The following is a 22,103-nucleotide window of genomic DNA, read 5'->3' on the forward strand; positions in this document are numbered from 1 at the left end:
AGAGCAGAGACTAAATCGACATTGCTTGGTCACTAAAGTAATAACAACTTAGTGGCGGAAATGACGCATACCGGTAAATACCATCGCCATGCCGTGCTCATCAGCCGCCGCAATCACTTCATCGTCACGCATTGAGCCACCCGGTTGAATAACACAGGTAATGCCCGCTTCTGCTGCAGCATCAATACCATCACGGAATGGGAAGAACGCGTCAGAGGCCATAACGCTACCAGCCACTTCTAGGTTTTCGTCAGCGGCTTTAATGCCGGCAATTTTGGCAGAATAAACTCGGCTCATTTGACCTGCACCGACCCCGATAGTCATATTGCCTTTAGCGTAAACAATCGCGTTCGATTTGACGTATTTCGCCACTTTCCAACAAAATAGCGCATCACGTAATTCGTCAGCTGTTGGTTGGCGCTTTGATACCACAGTCAGATCATCAACCGATACCATGCCTTGGTCACGATCTTGAACCAATAACCCACCATTAACACGCTTAACATCAAAACCTGTGGTTTTAGTTGACCATTGGCCACATTCAAGCAGGCGTAAGTTTTTCTTGGCTGCGATAATGGCTGTTGCTTGCGGTGAGACTTTAGGCGCAATGATCACCTCAACAAATTGACGATCAACGATAGCTTGTGCGGTTGCCGCATCAAGTTCACGGTTAAAAGCAATAATGCCGCCAAAGGCTGAAGTAGGATCGGTTTTATAAGCGCGATCGTAAGCTTCAAGCAGATTATCACCCAGTGCAACACCACATGGATTAGCATGCTTTACAATGACACAAGCAGGAAGGTCGAACTCTTTGACGCATTCAAGTGCAGCATCGGTATCTGCGATGTTGTTATAAGACAGTGCTTTGCCTTGCAGCTGAGTCGCGGTTGCCACAGACGCTTCTTGTGGGTTGGCTTCAACATAGAATGCTGCAGCTTGGTGACTGTTTTCACCGTAGCGCATGTCTTGCTTTTTCTCGAACTGTTGATTGAAAGTTCGTGGGAATTTTGACTCTTGATCACCTTCTTTATTGTCGCCGTAAGAAGGCACCATCGTACCGAAGTAGTTAGCAATCATACCGTCGTAAGCCGCAGTATGTTCAAAAGCCGAAATAGCAAGATCAAAACGCGTTGCATGGGTTAATGAGCCATCATTAGCACTCATTTCAGTCAGGACGCGATCATAATCGTCAGCATTGACCACAATCGTTACGTCTTTGTGGTTTTTAGCCGCTGAGCGCACCATAGTCGGTCCGCCGATATCAATATTTTCGACTGCGTCTTCTAAGCTACAGTTTGGATTAGCAACGGTTGCAGCGAATGGGTAGAGGTTAACTACAACCATATCAATAGGGTTAATACCGTGTTGTGCCATCACTGCATCATCGATGCCGCGGCGGCCTAAAACACCACCATGTACTTTAGGATGAAGGGTTTTTACGCGGCCATCCATCATTTCAGGAAAACCGGTGTAGTCGGAAACTTCAGTGACTTGAATGTTCTGCTCTGCAAGTAAACGCGCGGTACCACCTGTAGATAAAATTTCTACGCCGCGATTGGCAAGGGCGTGAGCGAATTCAACAATACCTGTTTTGTCTGATACGCTTAGCAGCGCGCGGCGAATAGGACGAACGTTTTCCATTGCTACCATCTCTCTAATACACAGTGAATAGGATATTTTCCAACGCCAATCTCAGTTGGATTAGATTGGCGTTGGGAAATATCCTCGGCTAAAATCGAGCAAAGCTAAGAATTAGTGAACGATATATATCAATCTGGTGCCTATTCTACATGAATATCTACATTGCGCAAACGTTTGCTATTTGATGGTGATCACTGATATATCGAGCAAGTGAAAGGACGTAAAAATGTATTTAATTGGGCAGTTAGCAAAATTATGTAATGTCAGTAGTGATACATTACGTTTTTATGAAAAGAATGGTTTGATTGAACCTGCAGGTCGCAGTGACAGTGGTTATCGGCTCTATAGCGAAGGTAATTTATCTCGGGTTAAATTTATCTTACGTGCAAAAGCGATAGGGTTAAGTTTAGGTGAAATTTGTGAATTGCTTGATATTCGACTTGAAGCCAGTCAGCACAGTTGCGCTGAAGTAAAAGCAATCACTCAAGCTAAATTAAATGAAGTTGATAGTAAAATCGCTGAACTACAACGGATTCGAGATGCATTAAAAAAGATCAATGACGCCTGTTGTGGTCATCGTAATGATGATGCTAGCCATTGCTCGATTTTGGGGGCATTAAATGACAGTGATGATATGGCTAACCCAGCAGTAACACCAGAGCCGTGTAGTTCAGGACAATGCCATTGTGATCATTAATCACTGGTGGCTTGTTTTACATTTTCAATCACATCTTTAGTGGTATCACGAAAGAAATGACCGGTTGCTTTGGTTGCGTCACGTGTTGCATGACCAACTTCAGTTAAACCTTGTTTCATGTCTTGTTTGTTTTGAGTTGAACATCCAACAACGGCAACGATGCTAAAAACCATGGCGGCGATAGTGATTTTTTTCAATGTAAATGGCTCCACAAATAATAATGATTGCTAGTGTAGCGTTTTTTAGTGCTGAACCAAGTCAAAATCAGGTTAGTTCGTCATATTGTTGACGAGTATTTTTCGTTAGGGGTTCATTTAAATTTGTGATAGTTTCAGGGCTTCGAAAATTTGCTTTACCCGTTTAGCGATAAGGAAATTCAATGTTAAAAGTGAATGAATATTTTGATGGCCAAGTAAAATCAGTTGGCTTTGAATCTGCAGGCGATCATGCCAGTGTTGGTGTAATGGTTGCGGGTGAATATACTTTTTCGACGGCTGCCCCTGAGCGTATGACGGTAGTGAAAGGCGAACTTACCGTGAAATTACCGGGTCATGTTGATTGGGAAACCTATGGTGCAGGTGATGACTTTGAAGTCCCTGGTGATAGTGCATTCCACGTCAAAGTGACCAAGACTACAGCTTACTTATGTGACTACCTATAAGTTACTTCGAGCAGATTTGGTTGTAAAAAAAGCTTCGTTATTAACGAAGCTTTTTTTATGGGTTGCGTTTATGCTGAGTCGCGACAAATAAGCTGTGGCGCAAGTATCAAACGTTGAGTTACACCATCATCGCTTTTCATGCGTGCAAGTAACCGTTGACCTGCTTGTTGGCCGATTTCTCTGATTGGTGAGCTGACAACGGTCAGTGACGGTTGGCTCAATGTGGCTTCGGCTATATCATCAAAGCTAATAATCGCCACTTGTTGATCAATATAATTATCTTTACCCACACCTTTTCCGCTGCGCTTAACACCGTATATCGCTCCAAGTGCAATGGTTGGGTTGTGGCACAGAATCGCAGTTATTTTTGGGTGTTGGGTCAACAGTTGTTGTACCGTGGCAGCAGCATGGATTTGGTTATTATCACCTTCTACTATCCATTCATTTTTAAACGGTAATCCGTATTGCATTAGGGTGCTACCAAAGCCGCCAAGCCGTTCTGCACGAGTTAAAGATTCACCGGAGCCACCGACATAGGCAATGTGGCGATGGCCTTGTTCAATCAGATATTTACTCGCCACTACCGCCGCTTGGTGGTTATCTGGACCGATATAATCCACCTCATTATTCACCGTCGCTCGTGCTAAACAAACCGCAGGTATCCCTGCTTGCTGTGCCATTGCTATCACTGTTGCAGTGGCTTCTCTTACAGGACTAAAGGCAATACCAGCAACACCTTGTTGAATCATTGATTGCACACATTGAATTAATTTGTGTGGGGTGCGATTAGATTGCGCTAAAAATAATAAATACCCTTGTTGTTCTAGCTGTTCGCTGATACCAGCGGTAATTTCAGTATAAAAGGGATCGGTAATATCTGTTAATATCAAGCCTATTAAGTTGGAGTGGGAAGTGCGTAAATTGGCCGCGGCAGTATTACGAACATAACCTAGCGCAGTAACAGCTTGGTTTACTTTATCAATGGTTGCGGAGGATATACGCCCTTTGTTACTGAGCACTAACGAGACAGTAGAGACAGATACATCAGCATAGGCTGCGACATCAGTTATTTTTATTTTGGGTGTCTTATTCGCCATAGAAGATGGATCCTATTCATTGAGTTGCATTTAAAACGTTATGCTGATTGCAATTATTCTAACAGCATCACAAATTTGGAAATGGGTGCTAGCACACTATATTTCCGTGATCTTGCTAGCGATAAAGTTAGGTAAAACGTTTTATCATTTGCTGCGTAATTTATCAAAAGCGTTGGCAGAAGTCTTGAGCTCATCTTTGTCGACGTTTTTTTTCAATAAAGAGCTAAAACGATTTACCTCTTTATTATCGATGTTGAATGTCTCGTTAGTGAGTGACTCATTATGGCTAAATCTGCACCAAAATCCGCACCTAAGACGACCCTATGGGAATTTTTCCAAAGTTTAGGAAAAACCTTTATGCTGCCGGTCGCATTGTTGGCGTTCTCAGGTATTTTATTGGGGATCGGTAGTTCATTATCGAGTGCCGCAGTAAAAGAAAGCATGCCATTTTTAGATAACACCCTTTTGCAATTGCTGTTTATGTGGATGACTAAAATTGGTTTAGTTGCCTTCATTTATCTACCAATAATGTTTGCTGTTGCGATTCCATTAGGATTAGCACGTGAAGAAAAAGGGGTGGCGGCGTTTGCAGGTTTTGTTGGTTACTCTGCGTTAAACCTCTCGATCAATTTCTATTTAACCGTTGCTGGAGTGATTGGTAACCCAACCGAAGAGAAGGCTTATGGGGTTAAGTCAATCCTTGGGGTCGAATCGATTGATACGGGTATTTTGGGCGCGGTAATTGTGGGTATTATTGTTGCTAAACTGCATGCGCGTTTTTATACCTATAAGATGCCAGATGCGTTAGCTTTCTTTGGTGGGGCGCGTTTTGTACCGATTATTTCAACCTTAGTTTTGGGTGTGGTTGGTTTGATCGTACCGTTAGTATGGCCTTATTTTGCGATGGGTATTGCTGGAATTGGTAACTTGATTTCTCATGCTGGCCCGTTTGGTCCATTCTTATTTGGTACTGGCGAGCGCTTATTATTACCGTTTGGCTTACATCACGTTTTAGTTGCTTTGGTGCGTTTTACTGAGGCTGGTGGTTCGTTAGAAGTGTGTGGAAAAACAGTCAGTGGCGCACTGAATATTTTCTATTCTGAGTTGGCTTGCCCAACATCTCAAGGCTTCTCTGGCTCTGCAACTGCCTTTTTATCTCAAGGTAAAATGCCAGTGTTCTTAGGTGGTTTACCAGGCGCAGCGCTAGCGATGTACCATTGTGCACGTGTTGAAAATCGTGGCAAAGTGAAAGCGTTATTATTATCAGGTGTAATCGCTTGTATTATCGGTGGCATTACCGAGCCGTTAGAGTTCTTGTTCTTGTTTGTTGCACCAGCGCTATATGTTGTGCATGCCATTTTAACCGGCCTTGGCTTTATGGTTATGGGTTTATTGGGCGTGACGATTGGTAATACTGACGGCAACATTATCGACTTCTTAATTTTTGGTGTACTGCAAGGTACGGCAACAAAATGGTATTTAGTACCACTAGTCGCTGCGATTTGGTTTGTGGTTTATTACAGCGTGTTCCGGTTTGCAATCACTCGTTTTAATCTTAAAACCCCTGGCCGTGAGGTTGAAACTAAAGATGCACTTGCATTTGCAGTTACAGGTGAAAAAACGACGGGTTATAAAGGTGATATTATTTTAGCTGCATTAGGTGGCGCGGATAATTTAGTGTCACTTGATAACTGTATTACCCGTTTACGTTTGTCAGTTAATGATATGAGTTTAGTTAATGATGCGGTGTTAAAGGCCAATGGTGCTTTAGGGGTGGTTAAACTTGATGATCATAATCTGCAAGTGGTGATTGGGCCTCAAGTTCATATGGTGAAAAACGAAATTCAAGGGTTACTACCCGCTAGCGCATAATAAAATGGGCGGAGCTTACGGCTCCGCTTTTTTTTGATGTTTATATTGTTTTGACTAGGTTGTTTTCGAGGTTGTTATGTTTGATTTTTCTACGCCTGTTAACCGTTATGGTACTTATTGTACTCAATGGGATTATGTTGCAGATCGGTTCGGCTGTGATGATTTATTACCGTTTACGATTTCAGATATGGACTTTGCGGTAGCTCCTTGTATTCAACAAGCACTATCAACACGGTTAGATCATCCGGTGTTTGGCTATAGCCGTTGGAATCATGCAGATTTTAAAGATGCTATCAGTGGTTGGTTCTTACGTCGTTATCACAGCAATATTGATCCTAATAGCATTGTTTACGGACCGTCTGTGATTTATATCATTTCTCAGCTGGTGCAGTTATGGACTGAAGTAGGTGATGGGGTATTGGTTCATACACCAGCTTATGATGCGTTTGCCAATATGCTCAGTGCTAATCAGCGCCAGTTGTTAACCAGTCCATTATTGAAAACCAAAACTGGTAGTTATGAGATTGATTGGCCACAGTTTGAGGCACAAGCGGCGCGATCTGAATGTAAGGTGTTGTTATTATGCAGCCCTCAAAACCCAACTGGACGGGTATGGACGCATGATGAATTAGCACGTATGGCGCAGATTTGTCACCAATATAGCGTGAAGGTGATTTCTGATGATATTCATATGGATATTGCCTTTAGTGATTATATTCCATGGTCACAAGTTGCCGTTGATCAACAGTGGGCTTTAGTTTCTTCTGCGTCTAAATCTTTTAATATTCCCGCGTTGACAGGCGCGTATGCAGTGATTGCTAATCAAAGTACCCAACAAGGGTATTTAACCCAACTTAAAGCCGCTCATGGGCTGTCATCACCTTCTATTCTCGGCGTAATCGGTCATATTGCAGCTTATAATGACGGTGAAGCGTGGCTGATGAGTCTTAAGGATTATCTGTATGGCAATTTGGAGTATGTGGCTAAGCAATTAAATCAGGCTTTTCCGGAGCTGAATTATCAAGTGCCGCAAGGAACCTATTTAGCTTGGATTGATTTAAATCCACTGCAGATTGATATGGATGCATTACAGCAATTATTGATTAATGATCATCGCGTCGCCATCATGCGTGGAGACACATATGGTGTTGAGGGCGCTGGCTATGTGCGTTTAAATGTAGGCTGTCCACGCAGTAAGGTTGAGATTGGTATTGCGGCATTGATAGCGGCATTGCATCAATTAATCGATAGTAATAAGTAAATAAATAGCGGAATTAATGCTATCTATTAAGATTGCGTGTCAAATATTCCTTTTTAGTATCTTGTTATATGGTTGTTATCGTTACTTGAGTATGATTAGTGCATTGTTAACTCAGTAGAGAGCTTGCCACATGCCTAAGTGCGATAACTGTCAATCTTATGATATAGAACGAATACATCGAAAATTTTACCAACGTTTATTGATTAAACGAGTAAAGATCTGTAACGAATGCGGTCATATACATAAACATTTTAAGTATACGTTTTTAAATAAATCAGAACGTTAATTTTTCTGATGTACTTCAAGCCGTAAACATATGCTTTAGTATTGAACTGTGATGGTGATTGAAATCATCATTTAGCAATAAAGAAAAAAGCCCATTTCATCGCGATGATGAAATGGGCTTTTTTACAATCATTAAACCAATATGGTCTAGTTCATGCCGTATTTCTTTAGTTTCTTACGTAGCGTACCACGGTTGATACCCATCATGGTTGCAGCGCGAGTTTGGTTACCGCGAGTGTACTGCATGATAGTGTCTAGTAGTGGTTGTTCAACTTCTGCAAGCACAAGCTCGTACAGATCGTCGACTTCCTGACCATTTAATTGAGCAAGGTAGTTTTTAAGGGATGCCTTCACTGAATCACGTAATGGTTTCTGTGTGATTTGGTCTTGTGAAGTTACAGTTGTTACTGTTAACGCTTCGGAAGTCAGATTTTGTTCGAACATAATTCTGTAAGCTCTTCTAGTATTTATGCAACGTTTTCGAAGTAGCCTTGCAGCGCATCGATTTGCTGTTGAGCATCCTCGAGTGCGTTGAAGGTCCGGCGGAAATCACCAGCTGGTGCATGTTCTTTCAAATACCAAGACACGTGTTTACGTGCAATGCGTAATCCTAGGTAATCACCATAAAATTGGTGAAGTGCCTTAACATGTCCCAACATAATTTCACTGATTTCGTCAATTGACGGTGCAGCGAGGTGTTCACCGGTTGTTAAGTAATGGTGGATTTCTCTAAAAATCCACGGCTTTCCTTGTGCAGGTCGGCCAATCATTAGAGCGTCGGCACCGGTGTAATCCAATACAAAGCGTGCTTTCTCCGGGCTATCGATATCACCGTTAGCGATAACTGGGATTGAGATGGCTTGTTTCACCGCTCTAATGTAGTCATATTCCGCTTCACCTTTGTACATGCAAGCCTTGGTACGTCCATGAAGGGCGAGGGCCTGTATGCCACATTGTTCGGCGAGTTTGGCTATGTTGACACAATTCCTGTTGTCCAGATCCCAGCCTGTACGGGTTTTAAGCGTAACAGGCACATCTACTGCGTCCACTACTGTACGAAGAATCTCTTCGATCAGATTGGGATACTGCAATAGCGCAGAACCGGCTAATCGTTTATTTACTTTCTTAGCTGGGCATCCCATGTTGATATCGATGATTTGCGCACCGTTTTCAACACTGAATTGCGCCGCTTCGGCCATCAATTTTGGATCAGCACCTGCTATCTGAACCGAACGAATCCCAGATTCACCTTCGTGAACCATGCGATTGAGCGATTTAGACGTCTTCCAGAGATCTGGATTTGACGACATCATCTCGCTAACAGCCATGCCTGCGCCGTAGCGAAGGCATAATTCACGAAATGGCCGATCGGTCACACCCGCCATTGGCGCGACTATCAGTTGGTTTTTAAGTTGATATGGACCGATATGCAAAATGTCTCTACCTGACTGTGCCAGTAAGGGCGCGCATTTTACGCATTTTTTACGCCGCTGAAAAGGCCAATAATTGAGCATGATGATTTTGTTTGTCAAAACAGCATGATTTTCAATCAATTGACCTATTAAATTAATTAAAAATAATCAACAGCAGCAACCAATTACCGTAAATATTATGCTTTATGACCCGAGATACGACACCACTCTTCGCGTGCCATTACTGGATCTAATGTGATTTCATCGCTGTAGTAAGTTGCAACATCTTCTGCTTGGCTTTCAAGTACACCAGAGATTGCTAAGTCGCCACCATTTTTTACCAGACTCTTAATCACTGGTGATAATTCACGCAGTGGACCGGCTAAAATGTTAGCAACAACTACGTCAGCTTGAATGCCTTGTGGTTGATCTTGGGGTAGATATAGCTCGAGATTATCTGAAACGCCATTGCGCTCAGCATTATCGCGAGATGCTAAAATAGCCTGTGGATCGATATCAATACCAATTACTTTTGCTGCGCCTAATTTAAGTGCAGCAATGGCTAAAATACCTGAACCACATCCAAAATCGATAATTGTTTTACCGTTAAGATCTTGACCGTCTAGCCACTCAAGACACAGTGATGTGGTTGGGTGCGTACCAGTACCAAATGCCAAACCTGGGTCCAGCAATACATTAACGGCATCAGGTTCTGGTGCTTCACGCCAGCTTGGGCAAATCCATAAACGGCGACCAAAACGCATTGGGTGGAAGTTATCCATCCACTCACGTTCCCAGTCTTTATCTTCTAATTGCTCGATTTTATAAGCAAAATCATCAGCAATTAGTGGGCTGTTTTTAAGCATGTTCAGCACGAAATCCATGTCGGCTTCAGCATCATACAAACCAATAACGTCAGTATCACCCCATAAACGGGTTTCACCTGGCATAGGCTCGAAAACTGGCGTGTCTTGTGCGTCAAGGAAAGTGGCGGATAGAGCACCAGTCTCTTCCATTAGCATGTCGCCAATTGCTTCTGCGTTCTCTGCAGTAGCGTTCAGTTTAATTTGAATCCAAGGCATGGTTTATTCGCTTATTTTGTGACTACTTGAACATAGGGGGCGCAGTTTAGCATGAAATTTCACCAATCCCCATTAGCAGATGCTAAACAATAGATAAAAAAAGAGCGTATCGCTAGACACGCTCTTAGTTGTATTGGTGAAATCAACAACTCACTATTCGTTAGCTGCAGTGATTTTTGGCTGGTTAGGGCGCACATAACTACCAATAATAAACGCAATTAAACCAATGACTAATGTCGGTACTATCGCGTGCATACCGCCCATATCAGGTTTACCTAATGACAATCCTAAATAGGTGGTTAGGCCAACAATCATCGAAGCAAATGCGCCTGTTGCTGAGGCTTTTTCCCAATATAACCCTAATACTAATGGCCATAGGAATACTGCTTGTAAGCTACCAAAGGCTAATAAATTAAGCCAAATAATCATATTTGGTGGGTTCATTGCCGCAACAAACACTAGTGCTGAAAAAATACCGGTAACCCATAGTGATAGCTTAGGCAACTTGGTTTCAGCTGCATCACCTTCAGCGATTTTAGGATTAATATAATTGATATATAAATCTTTGAGTAAGGTTGCAGATGCTTGAATTAACTGGGAATCAATGGTCGACATGATGGCAGCCATTGGGCCGGCTAAGAAGATTCCGGCAATGGCTGGTGGTAATACCGTTACCATCAAAGTTGGCATGATTTGGTCTGGGCTGGCGATATCAGGCACGATAGCGCGGCCTAATGCACCTGCTAAATGCATTCCGAACATCAATAGCGCCACCATTATGGTGCTAATGACCATGCCTTTATGCAATGAACGGCTGTCTTTATATGACATACAGCGTACCGCAGCATGGGGTAAACCAATGACGCCAAAACAGACCAGAATCCAAAAGCTGAGCATAAACGGTTGGCTTAAAAAGTGGTTGGGGCCATAAGGTGAAACCAAAGCCGGATCAATATCATGCAGTTTGGTCACCAGTGCACCAATACTGCCGCCGGTATGTACGATCCCAACGAGTAGAGCGATCGTACCGATGATCATCATGATCCCCTGAATGGTATCGGTCATCACGACGGCACGAAAACCACCAATAGTGGTATACAGTCCGACTGTGATCGCAAACAACATCAGCCCATGAGTATAAGACAGACCTGTGACGGTTTGCAGTAACCGTGCGCCGCCAACAAATTGCACCACCATAGTGCCAAAGAAGGCTAATAGTAGTGATAAAGAAGCAAAGATCACCACGCCTTTGTGTTGGTAGCGAGCATATAAAATATCATTGAGGGTTAATGCATTATGACGCCGAGATTCAATCGCAAACTTTTTGCCGAGCACACCTAATGTTAGCCATGCTGCAGGCAGTTGAATCATGGCGAGCAATACCCAGCCCAATCCCATCTTATAAGCAGCACCAGGACCACCAATAAAGGTGCTGGCACTGGCATAAGTCGCAGCAAGGGTCATGGCAAGCACAAAGCCACCCATACTACGACCACCGACAAGGTATTCAGTTAAGAAATTACCTTTACCCTGAAAACGGCGAGTATAGAGTGCGACGCCAAAAACGGCGGCTAAATAGAGCACCAAAGGAATGATAAGTTGGCTATTCATGTGGTTTATCGTCTGTTATTTCAAGAGGGAGATCGTGGTAAATAAATTTGACCATAAGGGCGCAAAGTATTGTAAAAACAATTGGGCCAATAATGCATGACAGCAAAAACCATAATGGGAAACCAAAATAGAGGGTTGGCATACTGAGGTCATTAATAGCGGGGGCAAACCCATAGGCAGAAACATACCACCAAAGAAAATAAGCTAACGCGAGTCCTATCGCCCAGCGCGCTTCTTTATGCGCTTGGCGGTAGCGGGCAGAAAGCGTTTTCATGCGGTTTCTCCAGTTGTTATTGGTCAGAGGCTTATCAGAAACGTGAGAACATCACTGATAGCGGTTAAAAAAGAGCGCTATTGTGGCAAAAGATAGGGGTTTATGCCATGTCTCGTACCCAGATAAGATCTGTTGGCGCTAACAATAAAAAAGGCCACCTTCAGGCAGCCTTTTTAACGTTAGATAACGCTATTACTGTAAACCAAGCTTCTTTTCAAGGTAGTGAATGTTAGCGCCACCTTTTTGGAAGTTTTCATCAGCCATAATTTGCTGCTGAAGCGGAATATTGGTTTTAATACCATCAATGATCATTTCACTTAGGGCATTACGCATACGTGAGATGGCAACATCACGGTTTTCACCGTAAGCAATCAACTTACCAATCATTGAATCATAGTAAGGCGGTACCGTATAGCCTGTGTAGATATGCGATTCCCAGCGAATACCCATACCACCTGGTGAGTGGAAACGGGTGATCGTGCCTGGACACGGAAGGAAGCGCTCAGGATCTTCAGCATTAATACGACATTCAACCGCGTGGCCACGAATTTGAATATCTTTTTGGCTAAATGATAATGGTTGGCCTGCAGCAATACGTAATTGCTCTTTGATCAAATCAACGCCAGTAACCATTTCTGTTACTGGGTGCTCAACCTGAATACGGGTGTTCATTTCAATGAAGTAGAATTCACCGTTTTCATAAAGGAATTCAAACGTACCCGCACCACGGTAATTAATTTCTAAACATGCACGTGTACAACGCTCACCGATGTACTTACGCATTTCTTCAGTAATACCAGGTGCTGGCGCTTCTTCTACTACTTTTTGGTGGCGACGTTGCATTGAACAATCACGCTCACCTAAATGAATTGCACCACCTTGACCATCAGCAAGTACTTGTACTTCGATGTGACGTGGGTTTTCAAGGTATTTCTCCATGTAAACCATGTCATTGTCAAAGCAAGATTTAGCTTCTGCTCGAGTCATCGCAATCGCTTCTGTTAGCTCTTTTTCAGAGCGAACAACACGCATACCACGACCACCGCCGCCACCAGAGGCTTTAATGATAACTGGGTAACCGATACGCTTAGCAAAAGATTTATTTTTTGCTTCATCGTCATCAAGTGGGCCATCAGAGCCAGGAACACAAGGAACACCAGCTTTTTTCATCGCACTGATTGCAGAAACTTTATCGCCCATTAGACGAATTGTTTCAGCTTTAGGGCCTACAAAAATAAAGCCTGAACGCTCTACTTGCTCAGCAAAGTCAGCATTTTCAGATAGGAAACCGTAGCCAGGGTGAATCGCTACAGCGCCAGTGATCTCTGCTGCACTGATGATACGAGGAATATTAAGGTAGCTATCGATACCGCGCGCGGGACCAATACAAACTGATTCATCAGCCAATAATACGTGTTTAAGATCGCGGTCTGCTGTTGAGTGAACAGCAACCGTTTTAATGCCTAATTCTTTACATGCGCGAAGAATTCGAAGTGCAATTTCACCTCGGTTCGCAATTACTAATTTATCTAACATAGCCAGGAGCCTCGATTACTCGATGATTACAAGCGGTTGGTCGAATTCAATTGCGTCGCCATCAACTGCAAGAATCGCTACGATCTTACCTGCTTTGTCTGCTTGAATCTGGTTCATCATCTTCATTGCTTCAACGATACATAGAGTGTCGCCAATGTTGACTGATTGACCGACTTCAGCAAAGTTCTTTGCTTCAGGGCTTGGCGCACGGTAGAAAGTACCTACCATTGGTGAAAGAACTTGATGACCAGCTGCAACAACAGGTGCTTCCGGTGCTTGGAATGATGTAGCTTCTGTTGCTACAACAGGTGCCGCTGCTTGAACAGGTGCAACCATAGGAGCTGCAGCATATTGTTGTGGCATCGCTGTTGCGGGTACATTACGACTGATTCGAACTGACTCTTCACCTTCTGAAATTTCTAGCTCTGCAATACCAGACTCTTCTACCAGTTCAATTAGCTTCTTAATTTTACGAATGTCCATTATTTTTCTCTTTATATATTGTTCAGTTAGCTATCTGCATGCAGGCGATTAACCGCTGCCTGTAGGGCGAATTCATAACCGTCAGGGCCAAGACCACAAATCACTCCTACCGCTTTATCTGATAAGTAAGAGTGGTGACGAAAAGGTTCACGTGCGTGAACGTTAGATAAATGTACTTCAATAAACGGAATGGCAACACCGAGTAAGGCATCGCGAATAGCAACACTCGTGTGAGTGAAGGCTGCAGGGTTTATTATAATGAAATCCACCTTAGCATGGGCTTGGTGAATCGCATCAATTAACTCATGCTCCGCATTTGATTGAATATGTTCTAATACCACGCCTAAATCGACGGCTGTCGTCGTTAATTTTTGAACCAGTTGCGTAAGTGTTTGCTGGCCATAATGATCAGGCTCACGCAGACCCAGTAAATTTAGGTTAGGTCCATTAATTAGTAAAATTCGTTTAACGGTCGGCATCTTGACGTCTCATCACTTGTTTATGAGGGTAAACTCGCACAACTTGTGGTTATCTACAAGTTGACTTCCATGTGTCCGTTTTTTTACTACCAAACATTAATTGTGAACCAATTATAGAGAATTCAACGCAAATCGCAGCAAAATACTGGTCTAATCACCACATTTTGTGCGAACAGCTGTAAGCTGTTGTAAGAATGTTAGTAGATGTGAATACGTTCATCTTACGTCAATGTAACGTAACTAAGTGCAAGAATTTAGTAATAAATATAGTTTTTTGTCGGTTATTACTAAACAGTGATAATTGCGCTTAAAAAAGATGTTTTAAAGGCGTATTTAATAATGTTATTTCAATAAATATGTTCAAGATTAAACAGGTTAACGCGACATTTTAGTGTTAAGTAGCTTATCCTAAGCTGAATTAGTTCTAAATTATCATTAATAATTGGATAAAAAAAGACCACTACAGTGGTCTTTTGAGGTTCGGTTAATGAATTTTTTAGTTATGAGTGAGAGTTAAAGTAATTGCTGTTTTTCTGCAATCAGTTTCTCAACCACACTTGGATCGGCTAGTGTTGAAGTATCACCAAGAGATTCAGTATCACCGGTGGCAATTTTACGCAAAATACGCCGCATAATTTTGCCTGAACGGGTTTTAGGTAATGCATTCGTCCAGTGAAGAAAATCTGGGGTGGCAATCGGCCCTATTTCTTTACGTACCCAATCTTTGACCTGTTTATGTAACTCGGCGCTAGGGTACTCACCATCATTTAGGGTGATATAAGCATAAATCGCTTGGCCTTTAATCGCATGGGGTACACCAACAATTGCTGCTTCTGCTATTTTATCAAATGCCACCAGTGCCGATTCAATTTCGGCTGTTCCCATACGGTGACCTGAAATATTTAATACGTCATCGACTCGACCTGTGATCCAGTAGTATCCATCTTCATCACGACGTGCACCGTCACCAGTAAAGTACATGCCTTTAAAGGTCGAGAAGTAGGTTTGTTCAAAACGTTCGTGATCGCCCCAAAGGGTACGCATTTGCCCAGGCCATGAATCTGTCATGACTAAGTTACCGTCTGTCGCACCGTCTAAAATATTACCCACATTATCAACTAATGCTGGTTGAACACCAAAAAACGGTCGCGTTGCAGAACCTGGTTTAAGTGCTGTTGCACCTGGTAGTGGCGTAATTAAAATACCGCCGGTTTCTGTTTGCCACCAGGTATCAACAATTGGACAGCGACTATCACCAATCGTGCGGTGGTACCATTGCCATGCTTCAGGGTTAATTGGTTCACCAACAGAGCCCATGATCCGTAATGATGAACGGTTGGTACCAGCAATGGCTTCTTCGCCTTTAGCCATTAAGGCGCGAATAGCGGTTGGCGCAGTATAAAGGATATTAACTTGATGTTTATCGACCACTTCACTCATGCGACTGGTTGATGGATAGTTAGGCACACCTTCAAAGAGTACTGTGGTCGCGCCATTAGCTAATGGGCCGTAGACTAAATAGCTGTGACCTGTGATCCAGCCGACATCAGCAGTACACCAATAGATATCACCCGGTTGATAATCAAACACATATTTAAAAGTCATCGCGGCATAAACTAGATAACCGCCGGTGGTATGTAATACGCCTTTAGGTTTACCAGTTGAGCCGGAGGTGTAGAGAATAAATAGTGGATCTTCTGCATTCATTGGCTCTGGCGCACAATGGTTAGAAGCGACTGCGGTTAATTGATGCCACCACACATCACGTTCACTATGCCATTCAACATTGCCACCTGTACGCTGAAATACCACGACTTTTTCAATACTAGTCACCAGTGGATTAGCTAACGCATCATCAACATTTTGCTTTAAAGGGACAGCACGGCCACCACGCACCCCTTCATCTGCTGTGATCACGACTTTTGCATTGGAATCAATAATTCGTCCAGCAAGGGCTTCTGGGGAGAAGCCACCAAACACAATTGTATGTACCGCGCCGATGCGAGTACATGCCAGCATTGCTATTGCAGCTTCTGCGACCATTGGCATGTAAAGACATACCACGTCTCCTTTACGTACTCCTTGGCTTTTAAGTGCATTAGCAAATTGACACACTTGTTGATAAAGATCGTTATAGGTTAAGGTTGCATCATCAGTGGGATCATCTCCCTCCCAAATGATCGCCGCTTGATCGCCACGATCCGCAAGGTGGCGGTCGATACAATTTGCTGAGACATTGAGTTCACCATCTTCAAACCACTTAATACTGACATGTCCGCTATCAAATGAGGTGTTTTTAACCTTGGTATAAGGGGTGATCCAATCAAGAATTTGCCCATGTTGACGCCAGAAACCTTGAGGATTTATGGTTGATTGTTGGTACATTTCGCGATATTGGTCATCATTAATATGGGCATTACTGGCAATGGTACTATCGACCGGATAAATATGAACCTCACTCATCCCTGTTCTCCTTGAGTTGTTCCCTTTGTAGGGCTGATGTTTGTAATATTTAACAAACAATGGCTTAGGCAGCATTAGTCATTAAAGTGAACGATTATATGGCTGACAACAATTAGACTTTAGGATGAGATTGAGGCGCAGAGTGGTGCATTGTTAATGTTGCATCAATGTTACATTTTGTTTTGTGCACTGTCTTAATTATACCGCGTACTTACTCTCTAAAAAGAAGTGTGACAATGGTCGCAATTAGATTGCAAAGGTAGATTCTTTACGAGTAAAAATGACCTATTCATTACGAACGGGTGGTTGATTTACGGCATAATAGCTTAGTTTTTCATCTACCACATTTTTGAGATCGATTATGTTTAAAAGTAAGCCTTATAGCTGGACATCCCAATATCTATTGGGATTTTTCTTTTCTTACGGGGTGTATTTACCCTTTTGGGCGATTTGGTTTAAACATATAGGGGTTGATGACTCTGATATCGGCTTGTTATTAGGGTTAGGTTTCGCAGTGCGTTGTATTGCCAATTTGGTGATCACGCCTCGAATCCATAAAGTTGAACATCTCATTCCTGCACTGCGTGGTTTTACCTTACTGGGGCTGGTGGCATGTATTATTTATATTGTCTGTGGTGGTAATCTTTGGGCTCTAGCCGCAGTCACAGTGTTATTTAACCTATCTGCTGGGCCGATAGTACCGATTTCAGATGCGATAACGAATCATTATGCCAAAGAAGGCCACTTAGATTATGGTCGCACTCGTTTATGGGGTTCGATTGCTTTTATTGCAGGTTCTACCGTGGTGGGTTTATGTGCCCAGCGTTACGGGGCAGATATTATTCCATGGGTTGCGCTAGCGGGTTTAGGCTTTGCACAAATAATGGCGGCACGTAACCCTGTTGTTATGCCTATTGATGTTAATAGTCATCAACAGACCCGTCCTGCGTTAATGCATATTTTGCGTGATAGCTCAGTGGTTAAATTGATGTTGATTACTGCGTTGTTGCAGGGCAGTCATGCGGCTTATTATGGTTTCAGTTCGATTTATTGGCAAAAAATCGGCTTTGATGAATCAGTGATTGGTTATTTATGGAGTTTCAGTGTTGCTGCAGAAGTAGGGATGTTCCTTATAAGTAAGCGCTTATTTGCCAATTGGTCGATTAACAATATGTTCCGATTTGCAGCCGTTGGAGTATTGGTACGCTGGGGCTTAACTGCCACAATTACCGATCAGTGGGCAATGTTTGCGGTACAGTCATTACACAGTGTGACTTTTGCTGCAGCCCATTTAGCCGCTATTCGTTACATTGAGCGTTCACCTTCAAACCACATGGTTGCATTGCAGTCGTTATATAATGCGATTCCATTAGGGGCGGTGATGGCAATTTTGACCTCTATTAGTGGTTGGATTTACGGAGATTGGAGCGCAAATGTATTTTGGGTGATGGCTGCAATGGCAATCCCGGTTTTCTTTATTCGACTCCCCTCACCACATAAGCAACCTCAGTCATTAACACCACAGGTAAATTGAGGCTGAAATAAACCACAATCGTAATCATGAAAAGCGCTTCTATTGTCGAGTCATCGATTGATGGTGGCGCTTTTTTTTATCGTGATGCAAGCCTGTAGAGCTATTGTCTCAATAACAGCACTATTAATAACGATAACATTAACATTACCCTGATATTTGTGATCAGCATCGATTGAGCCAAAGTGAATAACTCCGTTACAGTGAGACAGGGCTTTATCACAAGGATGGTTGATGACACAGGGCTGGCTAGTAATCACTGCATTAGTGGTTTATATCGGAGTTTTAGTGGCGATTGCATGGTATGGCGATAAAAAACCACAATGGTTAGCGTCAAAAAGATCATGGATTTATAGCTTATCAATTGCCGTTTATTGTAGTTCGTGGACATTTTACGGCACTGTCGGCCAGGCCAGTGCTAATATTTGGTCGTTTTTACCAATCTATTTAGCCCCGATAATTATGTTTACTTTTGGGTGGCGAATATGGGCACGATTAATCGTGATTGCCAAACGTGAACACATTACTTCAATCGCCGATTTTATTGCTGCTCGTTATGGTAAATCATCAGGATTGGCGGTGTGTGTCACCTTAATCGCAGTCGTAGGTGTGCTGCCTTATATTGCATTGCAACTTCGCGGAATAACCATTGGGGTGGAGTATATTGCTCCTGAATTACATCATCAGTTTGGGCTTAGCTCGATCAATATTGCCTTGATGGTAGCATGTGGATTAGCCATTTTTACGATCTTTTGTGGTACGCGTCATATTGATTCAACCGAGCATCACCGCGGTATGATGATGGCGATTGCTTTTGAATCAGTGGTTAAGCTGGTGGCTTTTTTAGTGATCGGTTTTTTTGCGTTAATGTTACTAAAAGAACAGCCACAGCAGGCAGCTTCAGGTTTGCAAGCACTTGCATCTAAGCCGTTCAATGGCGGTAGCTTTAGTATCCACCTGCTCCTGACAATGGCTGCTATTTTATGTTTGCCACGTCAATTTCATACAATTGTGGTTGAGAATAATCACCCCAGTGACTTACATCGAGCGCGATGGGTATTTCCGTTATATTTATTGTTTATGGCCTGCCTTGTGGTGCCGTTAGCTGTTGCGGGACAGCAATGGCTCGAGGGATTTCCTGCTGAAAGTTATGTGATTAATTTACCATTACAACAAGGTATTGCTCCATTAGCACTCTTGGCTTTTATTGGTGGCACATCGGCAGCAATGGCAATGGTTATTGTGTCAACGGTAGCACTGGCCAGTATGATTTCTAACGATGTGGTATTGCCATTATTGCTGCGACGTTTAAAAGTGGCTAATAGACATTTTGATGCCTTCTCTGGGCTGTTACTGACAATTCGGCGAGTGTTAATTGGTGGGTTGTTGGTCGCAGCTTGGGGGGTTTATATTGTTGTCGCTAATGTCGAATCGCTATCTGGGATTGGGCTGTTATCTTTTGCTGCCATCGCGCAGTTTTCTCCTGCTTTATTAGGTGGGCTATATTGGCACAGTGGTAATAAAAAAGGAGTTTATTGTGGCTTATTTGGTGGCATCACGGTGTGGTTATTGGTGATGTTTAACCAAGCTGATATTTTAACTGGCAGTGTAATAAGCAAGGTGATCTTTGAAATATTAACCCCACCACAATATGCATTTTTAGAACAATTAAACCGCGCTGACTGGGGGATGTTATTAAGTTTATTGGTTAACTTAAGCTTATATATCGGCGTGTCACTCGCAACCCGCTCTTCATTGACCGAACGCATGCAAGCTGCCACTTTTGTTGGTATTCCTTTAGTTACAGCAGAAAATGAACAGTTATACCAAACCCGGGTAACGGTCGTTGAATTAGAAATGTTAGCGGCAAAATTTGTTGGTCAGCAGCGAGTGCGACAGGCTTTTTTACAGTTTTCGATTCAGCAACAATGTCAGTTAATACCACATCAGCAAGCATCTCCGGCGATGATTTTACATACTGAGCGCGTATTGGCGGGTGTATTTGGTAGTTCTTCAGCAAGGTTAGTACTCACTTCTGCATTGCAAGGACGACACATGCAATTAGAAGATGTCGCGACGATTGTTGATGAAGCGTCAGAGATGTTTGATTTTAGTCGCGGTTTATTACAAGGAGCAATTGAGCATATTAGCCAAGGTATTGCAGTGGTTGATAAACAATTGCGGCTGGTGGCGTGGAATCAACGTTATTTAGAATTATTTACCTTTCCAGCAGGATTAATTCAAGTTGGACGCCCTATTGCTGAAGTGATTCGTTATAACGCTCAGCAAGGATTGTGCGGCGAGGGCGATCCTGAGCAGCATGTGGCCAAACGGATACAACATCTACAGCAAAGAACTCCTCATACTTCATCACGAGTGCGTGCTGATGGTCAGGTGATTGAGGTTCAAGGTAACCCCATGCCTGGCGGTGGGTTTGTGATGAGCTTTAGTAATATTACCGTTTTTCGCCAAGCAGAAGCGGCTCTAAAAGAGTCTAATGAAAACCTAGAAGCACGAGTTAAAAAACGGACTCAACAATTAGAGCACCTTAATCAGCAATTGGTCGTCGCAACGCAACAAGCTGAATCACAAGCGCGTTCTAAAAGCCGATTTTTAGCGGCAGTGAGCCACGATTTAATGCAACCGCTTAATGCAGCAAGGTTATTCTCATCATCATTAGTAGAAGTCAGTGAAGACCAGCAAAGCGCGCGTTTAGCGTCCCATATAACCAGTGCATTAAGTGCCGCCGAGGATCTTATTGGCGACTTACTTGATGTCTCACGTTTAGAAGCTGGAAAGTTGGCAGCACATATCGTGCCGTTACGAGTAAGTGATGTTTTAAGCGTTTTACAGGCTGAATTTGGCGTATTGGCTGTGCAGCAGCAAATTGATTTTAAAGTGGTAATGAGTGATGCGGTGATCCTTTCAGATAGCAAGTTACTACGGCGGGCATTACAAAACTTTTTAACCAATGCTTTTCGCTATAACCCCAAAGGGCGGGTGTTATTGGGGATACGACGTCGTGGGGATCGACTGTTAATCGAAGTTTGGGATAACGGGCCAGGTATTCCCGTTGAGAAACAAGCGGATATTTTTGATGAATTTACCCGTATGGATCAAACCGGAGCCGATCATGGATTAGGCTTAGGATTAGCAATTGCACGTGGGATCTCACGGGTTTTAGATCATCCGTTAGGATTGCGATCATGGCCTCAACACGGCACCGTATTTTCATTAGCGGTTGGACGTTGTTCGCCTTCGATGTTGGCGTTAAAAACCTCGCCATTATCAAACACGAGTGGAGTTTCATTAGCGGGATTAAAAGTGCTTTGTATTGATAATGAAGCGCATATTTTAGTCGCAATGACGACTTTATTAGAGCAATGGCATTGTGAAGTACGGATTGCTGAAAATAAACCGCAAGCCCTACAACAATTGGTGGATGGCTGGCAGCCAGATGCGATATTAAGTGACTATCATCTTGCTAAGCAACAAACGGGGTTAGATATTTTATTGTGGTGTCGAAGCCAATTAGGGGCGCATTTTAAAGGGGTAGTGATCAGTGCTGATAGGTTAACTGAACATCAGCTACTGATGCGCCAACATGGATTTAGTTTTTTAGCAAAGCCGGTTAAACCACTTAAATTGCGCGCAATATTAAATCACTGTTTAACCAAAATAAAGTAATGGAAATATGACGCTCTGATTGAGCGTCATT

At 43.0% G+C, this 22,103-nt stretch carries 18 protein-coding genes; 6 read left to right on the forward strand and 12 right to left on the reverse strand.

All coding sequences use genetic code 11. From position 1 onward, the window contains the following. Positions 1-48: 48 nt before the first annotated feature. Complete coding sequence (gene purH, locus G6R09_RS16150; protein WP_163923538.1) at positions 49-1,641, reverse strand: bifunctional phosphoribosylaminoimidazolecarboxamide formyltransferase/IMP cyclohydrolase; 1,593 nt, start codon at positions 1,639-1,641, stop codon at positions 49-51. Positions 1,642-1,867: 226 nt separating this feature from the next. On the opposite strand from purH, the gene zntR reads away from it, so the two are divergent. Further along, positions 1,868-2,338 carry a Zn(2+)-responsive transcriptional regulator gene (gene zntR, locus G6R09_RS16155; RefSeq protein ID WP_065167932.1) on the forward strand — a complete coding sequence of 157 codons (471 nt, stop codon included), beginning with the start codon at positions 1,868-1,870 and terminating at the stop codon, positions 2,336-2,338. Here the strand turns inward: zntR and G6R09_RS16160 are convergent. Next, a complete protein-coding gene (locus G6R09_RS16160; RefSeq protein ID WP_065167931.1) occupies positions 2,335-2,535 on the reverse strand; it encodes a hypothetical protein in 201 nt (66 codons plus the stop codon). The two genes, zntR and G6R09_RS16160, sit on opposite strands and share 4 nt — an antisense overlap. Before the next feature lie 182 nt (positions 2,536-2,717). On the opposite strand from G6R09_RS16160, the gene G6R09_RS16165 reads away from it, so the two are divergent. Further along, a complete protein-coding gene (locus G6R09_RS16165) occupies positions 2,718-2,999 on the forward strand; it encodes a pyrimidine/purine nucleoside phosphorylase (RefSeq protein ID WP_036788928.1) in 282 nt (93 codons plus the stop codon). Between the two features lie 68 nt (positions 3,000-3,067). On the opposite strand, the gene malI is transcribed toward G6R09_RS16165, so the two are convergent. Continuing rightward, positions 3,068-4,096, reverse strand: coding sequence for a Mal regulon transcriptional regulator MalI (gene malI, locus G6R09_RS16170; protein WP_163923541.1), 1,029 nt, complete (start codon positions 4,094-4,096; stop codon positions 3,068-3,070). 282 nt (positions 4,097-4,378) lie between these two features. On the opposite strand from malI, the gene malX reads away from it, so the two are divergent. Next, a complete protein-coding gene (gene malX, locus G6R09_RS16175) occupies positions 4,379-5,968 on the forward strand; it encodes a maltose/glucose-specific PTS transporter subunit IIBC (RefSeq protein WP_065167929.1) in 1,590 nt (529 codons plus the stop codon). Positions 5,969-6,044: 76 nt separating this feature from the next. Then, complete coding sequence (locus G6R09_RS16180) at positions 6,045-7,229, forward strand: MalY/PatB family protein (protein WP_163923544.1); 1,185 nt, start codon at positions 6,045-6,047, stop codon at positions 7,227-7,229. 432 nt (positions 7,230-7,661) lie between these two features. Here the strand turns inward: G6R09_RS16180 and fis are convergent, their stop codons facing one another. The 9 genes from fis to acs form a co-directional block, all read right to left on the reverse strand. After that, positions 7,662-7,958 carry a DNA-binding transcriptional regulator Fis gene (gene fis, locus G6R09_RS16185; protein ID WP_005372656.1) on the reverse strand — a complete coding sequence of 99 codons (297 nt, stop codon included), beginning with the start codon at positions 7,956-7,958 and terminating at the stop codon, positions 7,662-7,664. 23 nt (positions 7,959-7,981) lie between these two features. Beyond that, entirely contained in the window at positions 7,982-8,947 is a 966-nt protein-coding gene (gene dusB / locus G6R09_RS16190; RefSeq protein WP_060998727.1) for a tRNA dihydrouridine synthase DusB, read from the reverse strand. 176 nt (positions 8,948-9,123) lie between these two features. Beyond that, positions 9,124-10,008, reverse strand: a complete 885-nt coding sequence (prmA, locus tag G6R09_RS16195; RefSeq protein ID WP_065167927.1) for a 50S ribosomal protein L11 methyltransferase — start codon at positions 10,006-10,008, stop codon at positions 9,124-9,126. A gap of 153 nt (positions 10,009-10,161) precedes the next feature. Further along, complete coding sequence (gene panF / locus G6R09_RS16200) at positions 10,162-11,619, reverse strand: sodium/pantothenate symporter (protein WP_065167926.1); 1,458 nt, start codon at positions 11,617-11,619, stop codon at positions 10,162-10,164. Beyond that, positions 11,612-11,893, reverse strand: a complete 282-nt coding sequence (locus G6R09_RS16205) for a YhdT family protein (protein ID WP_036788894.1) — start codon at positions 11,891-11,893, stop codon at positions 11,612-11,614. Before G6R09_RS16205 ends, panF begins: the two co-directional genes overlap by 8 nt. A 192-nt stretch (positions 11,894-12,085) precedes the next feature. After that, positions 12,086-13,429 carry an acetyl-CoA carboxylase biotin carboxylase subunit gene (gene accC, locus G6R09_RS16210; RefSeq protein ID WP_060998658.1) on the reverse strand — a complete coding sequence of 448 codons (1,344 nt, stop codon included), beginning with the start codon at positions 13,427-13,429 and terminating at the stop codon, positions 12,086-12,088. Between the two features lie 15 nt (positions 13,430-13,444). Further along, on the reverse strand, positions 13,445-13,912 hold the full coding sequence (gene accB, locus G6R09_RS16215; protein ID WP_065167925.1) for an acetyl-CoA carboxylase biotin carboxyl carrier protein: 468 nt from the start codon (positions 13,910-13,912) through the stop codon (positions 13,445-13,447). A 26-nt stretch (positions 13,913-13,938) separates the two neighbouring features. Continuing rightward, positions 13,939-14,391 carry a type II 3-dehydroquinate dehydratase gene (gene aroQ / locus G6R09_RS16220; RefSeq protein WP_065167924.1) on the reverse strand — a complete coding sequence of 151 codons (453 nt, stop codon included), beginning with the start codon at positions 14,389-14,391 and terminating at the stop codon, positions 13,939-13,941. Positions 14,392-14,904: 513 nt separating this feature from the next. Next, positions 14,905-16,854, reverse strand: a complete 1,950-nt coding sequence (gene acs, locus G6R09_RS16225) for an acetate--CoA ligase (RefSeq protein ID WP_065167923.1) — start codon at positions 16,852-16,854, stop codon at positions 14,905-14,907. 361 nt (positions 16,855-17,215) lie between these two features. On the opposite strand from acs, the gene G6R09_RS16230 reads away from it, so the two are divergent. Beyond that, complete coding sequence (locus tag G6R09_RS16230) at positions 17,216-18,388, forward strand: 3-phenylpropionate MFS transporter (RefSeq protein ID WP_163923547.1); 1,173 nt, start codon at positions 17,216-17,218, stop codon at positions 18,386-18,388. 231 nt (positions 18,389-18,619) lie between these two features. Continuing rightward, positions 18,620-22,072 carry a PAS domain-containing hybrid sensor histidine kinase/response regulator gene (locus tag G6R09_RS16235; RefSeq protein WP_163923550.1) on the forward strand — a complete coding sequence of 1,151 codons (3,453 nt, stop codon included), beginning with the start codon at positions 18,620-18,622 and terminating at the stop codon, positions 22,070-22,072. Positions 22,073-22,103: the final 31 nt, after the last annotated feature.

Source organism: Photobacterium sp. Alg240-V54 (assembly GCF_900537155.1).
Lineage (GTDB): Bacteria > Pseudomonadota > Gammaproteobacteria > Enterobacterales > Vibrionaceae > Photobacterium.

Bases quoted from the DNA above. Each gene is read 5' to 3' on its own strand.
- purH (WP_163923538.1), bottom strand. From the start codon at position 1,641: ATGGAAAACGTTCGTCCTATTCGCCGCGCGCTGCTAAGCGTATCAGAC.
- zntR (WP_065167932.1), top strand. From the start codon at position 1,868: ATGTATTTAATTGGGCAGTTAGCAAAATTATGTAATGTCAGTAGTGAT.
- G6R09_RS16165 (WP_036788928.1), top strand. From the start codon at position 2,718: ATGTTAAAAGTGAATGAATATTTTGATGGCCAAGTAAAATCAGTTGGC.
- malI (WP_163923541.1), bottom strand. From the start codon at position 4,096: ATGGCGAATAAGACACCCAAAATAAAAATAACTGATGTCGCAGCCTAT.
- malX (WP_065167929.1), top strand. From the start codon at position 4,379: ATGGCTAAATCTGCACCAAAATCCGCACCTAAGACGACCCTATGGGAA.
- G6R09_RS16180 (WP_163923544.1), top strand. From the start codon at position 6,045: ATGTTTGATTTTTCTACGCCTGTTAACCGTTATGGTACTTATTGTACT.
- fis (WP_005372656.1), bottom strand. From the start codon at position 7,958: ATGTTCGAACAAAATCTGACTTCCGAAGCGTTAACAGTAACAACTGTA.
- prmA (WP_065167927.1), bottom strand. From the start codon at position 10,008: ATGCCTTGGATTCAAATTAAACTGAACGCTACTGCAGAGAACGCAGAA.
- panF (WP_065167926.1), bottom strand. From the start codon at position 11,619: ATGAATAGCCAACTTATCATTCCTTTGGTGCTCTATTTAGCCGCCGTT.
- G6R09_RS16205 (WP_036788894.1), bottom strand. From the start codon at position 11,893: ATGAAAACGCTTTCTGCCCGCTACCGCCAAGCGCATAAAGAAGCGCGC.
- accC (WP_060998658.1), bottom strand. From the start codon at position 13,429: ATGTTAGATAAATTAGTAATTGCGAACCGAGGTGAAATTGCACTTCGA.
- accB (WP_065167925.1), bottom strand. From the start codon at position 13,912: ATGGACATTCGTAAAATTAAGAAGCTAATTGAACTGGTAGAAGAGTCT.
- aroQ (WP_065167924.1), bottom strand. From the start codon at position 14,391: ATGCCGACCGTTAAACGAATTTTACTAATTAATGGACCTAACCTAAAT.
- acs (WP_065167923.1), bottom strand. From the start codon at position 16,854: ATGAGTGAGGTTCATATTTATCCGGTCGATAGTACCATTGCCAGTAAT.
- G6R09_RS16230 (WP_163923547.1), top strand. From the start codon at position 17,216: ATGTTTAAAAGTAAGCCTTATAGCTGGACATCCCAATATCTATTGGGA.
- G6R09_RS16235 (WP_163923550.1), top strand. From the start codon at position 18,620: ATGACACAGGGCTGGCTAGTAATCACTGCATTAGTGGTTTATATCGGA.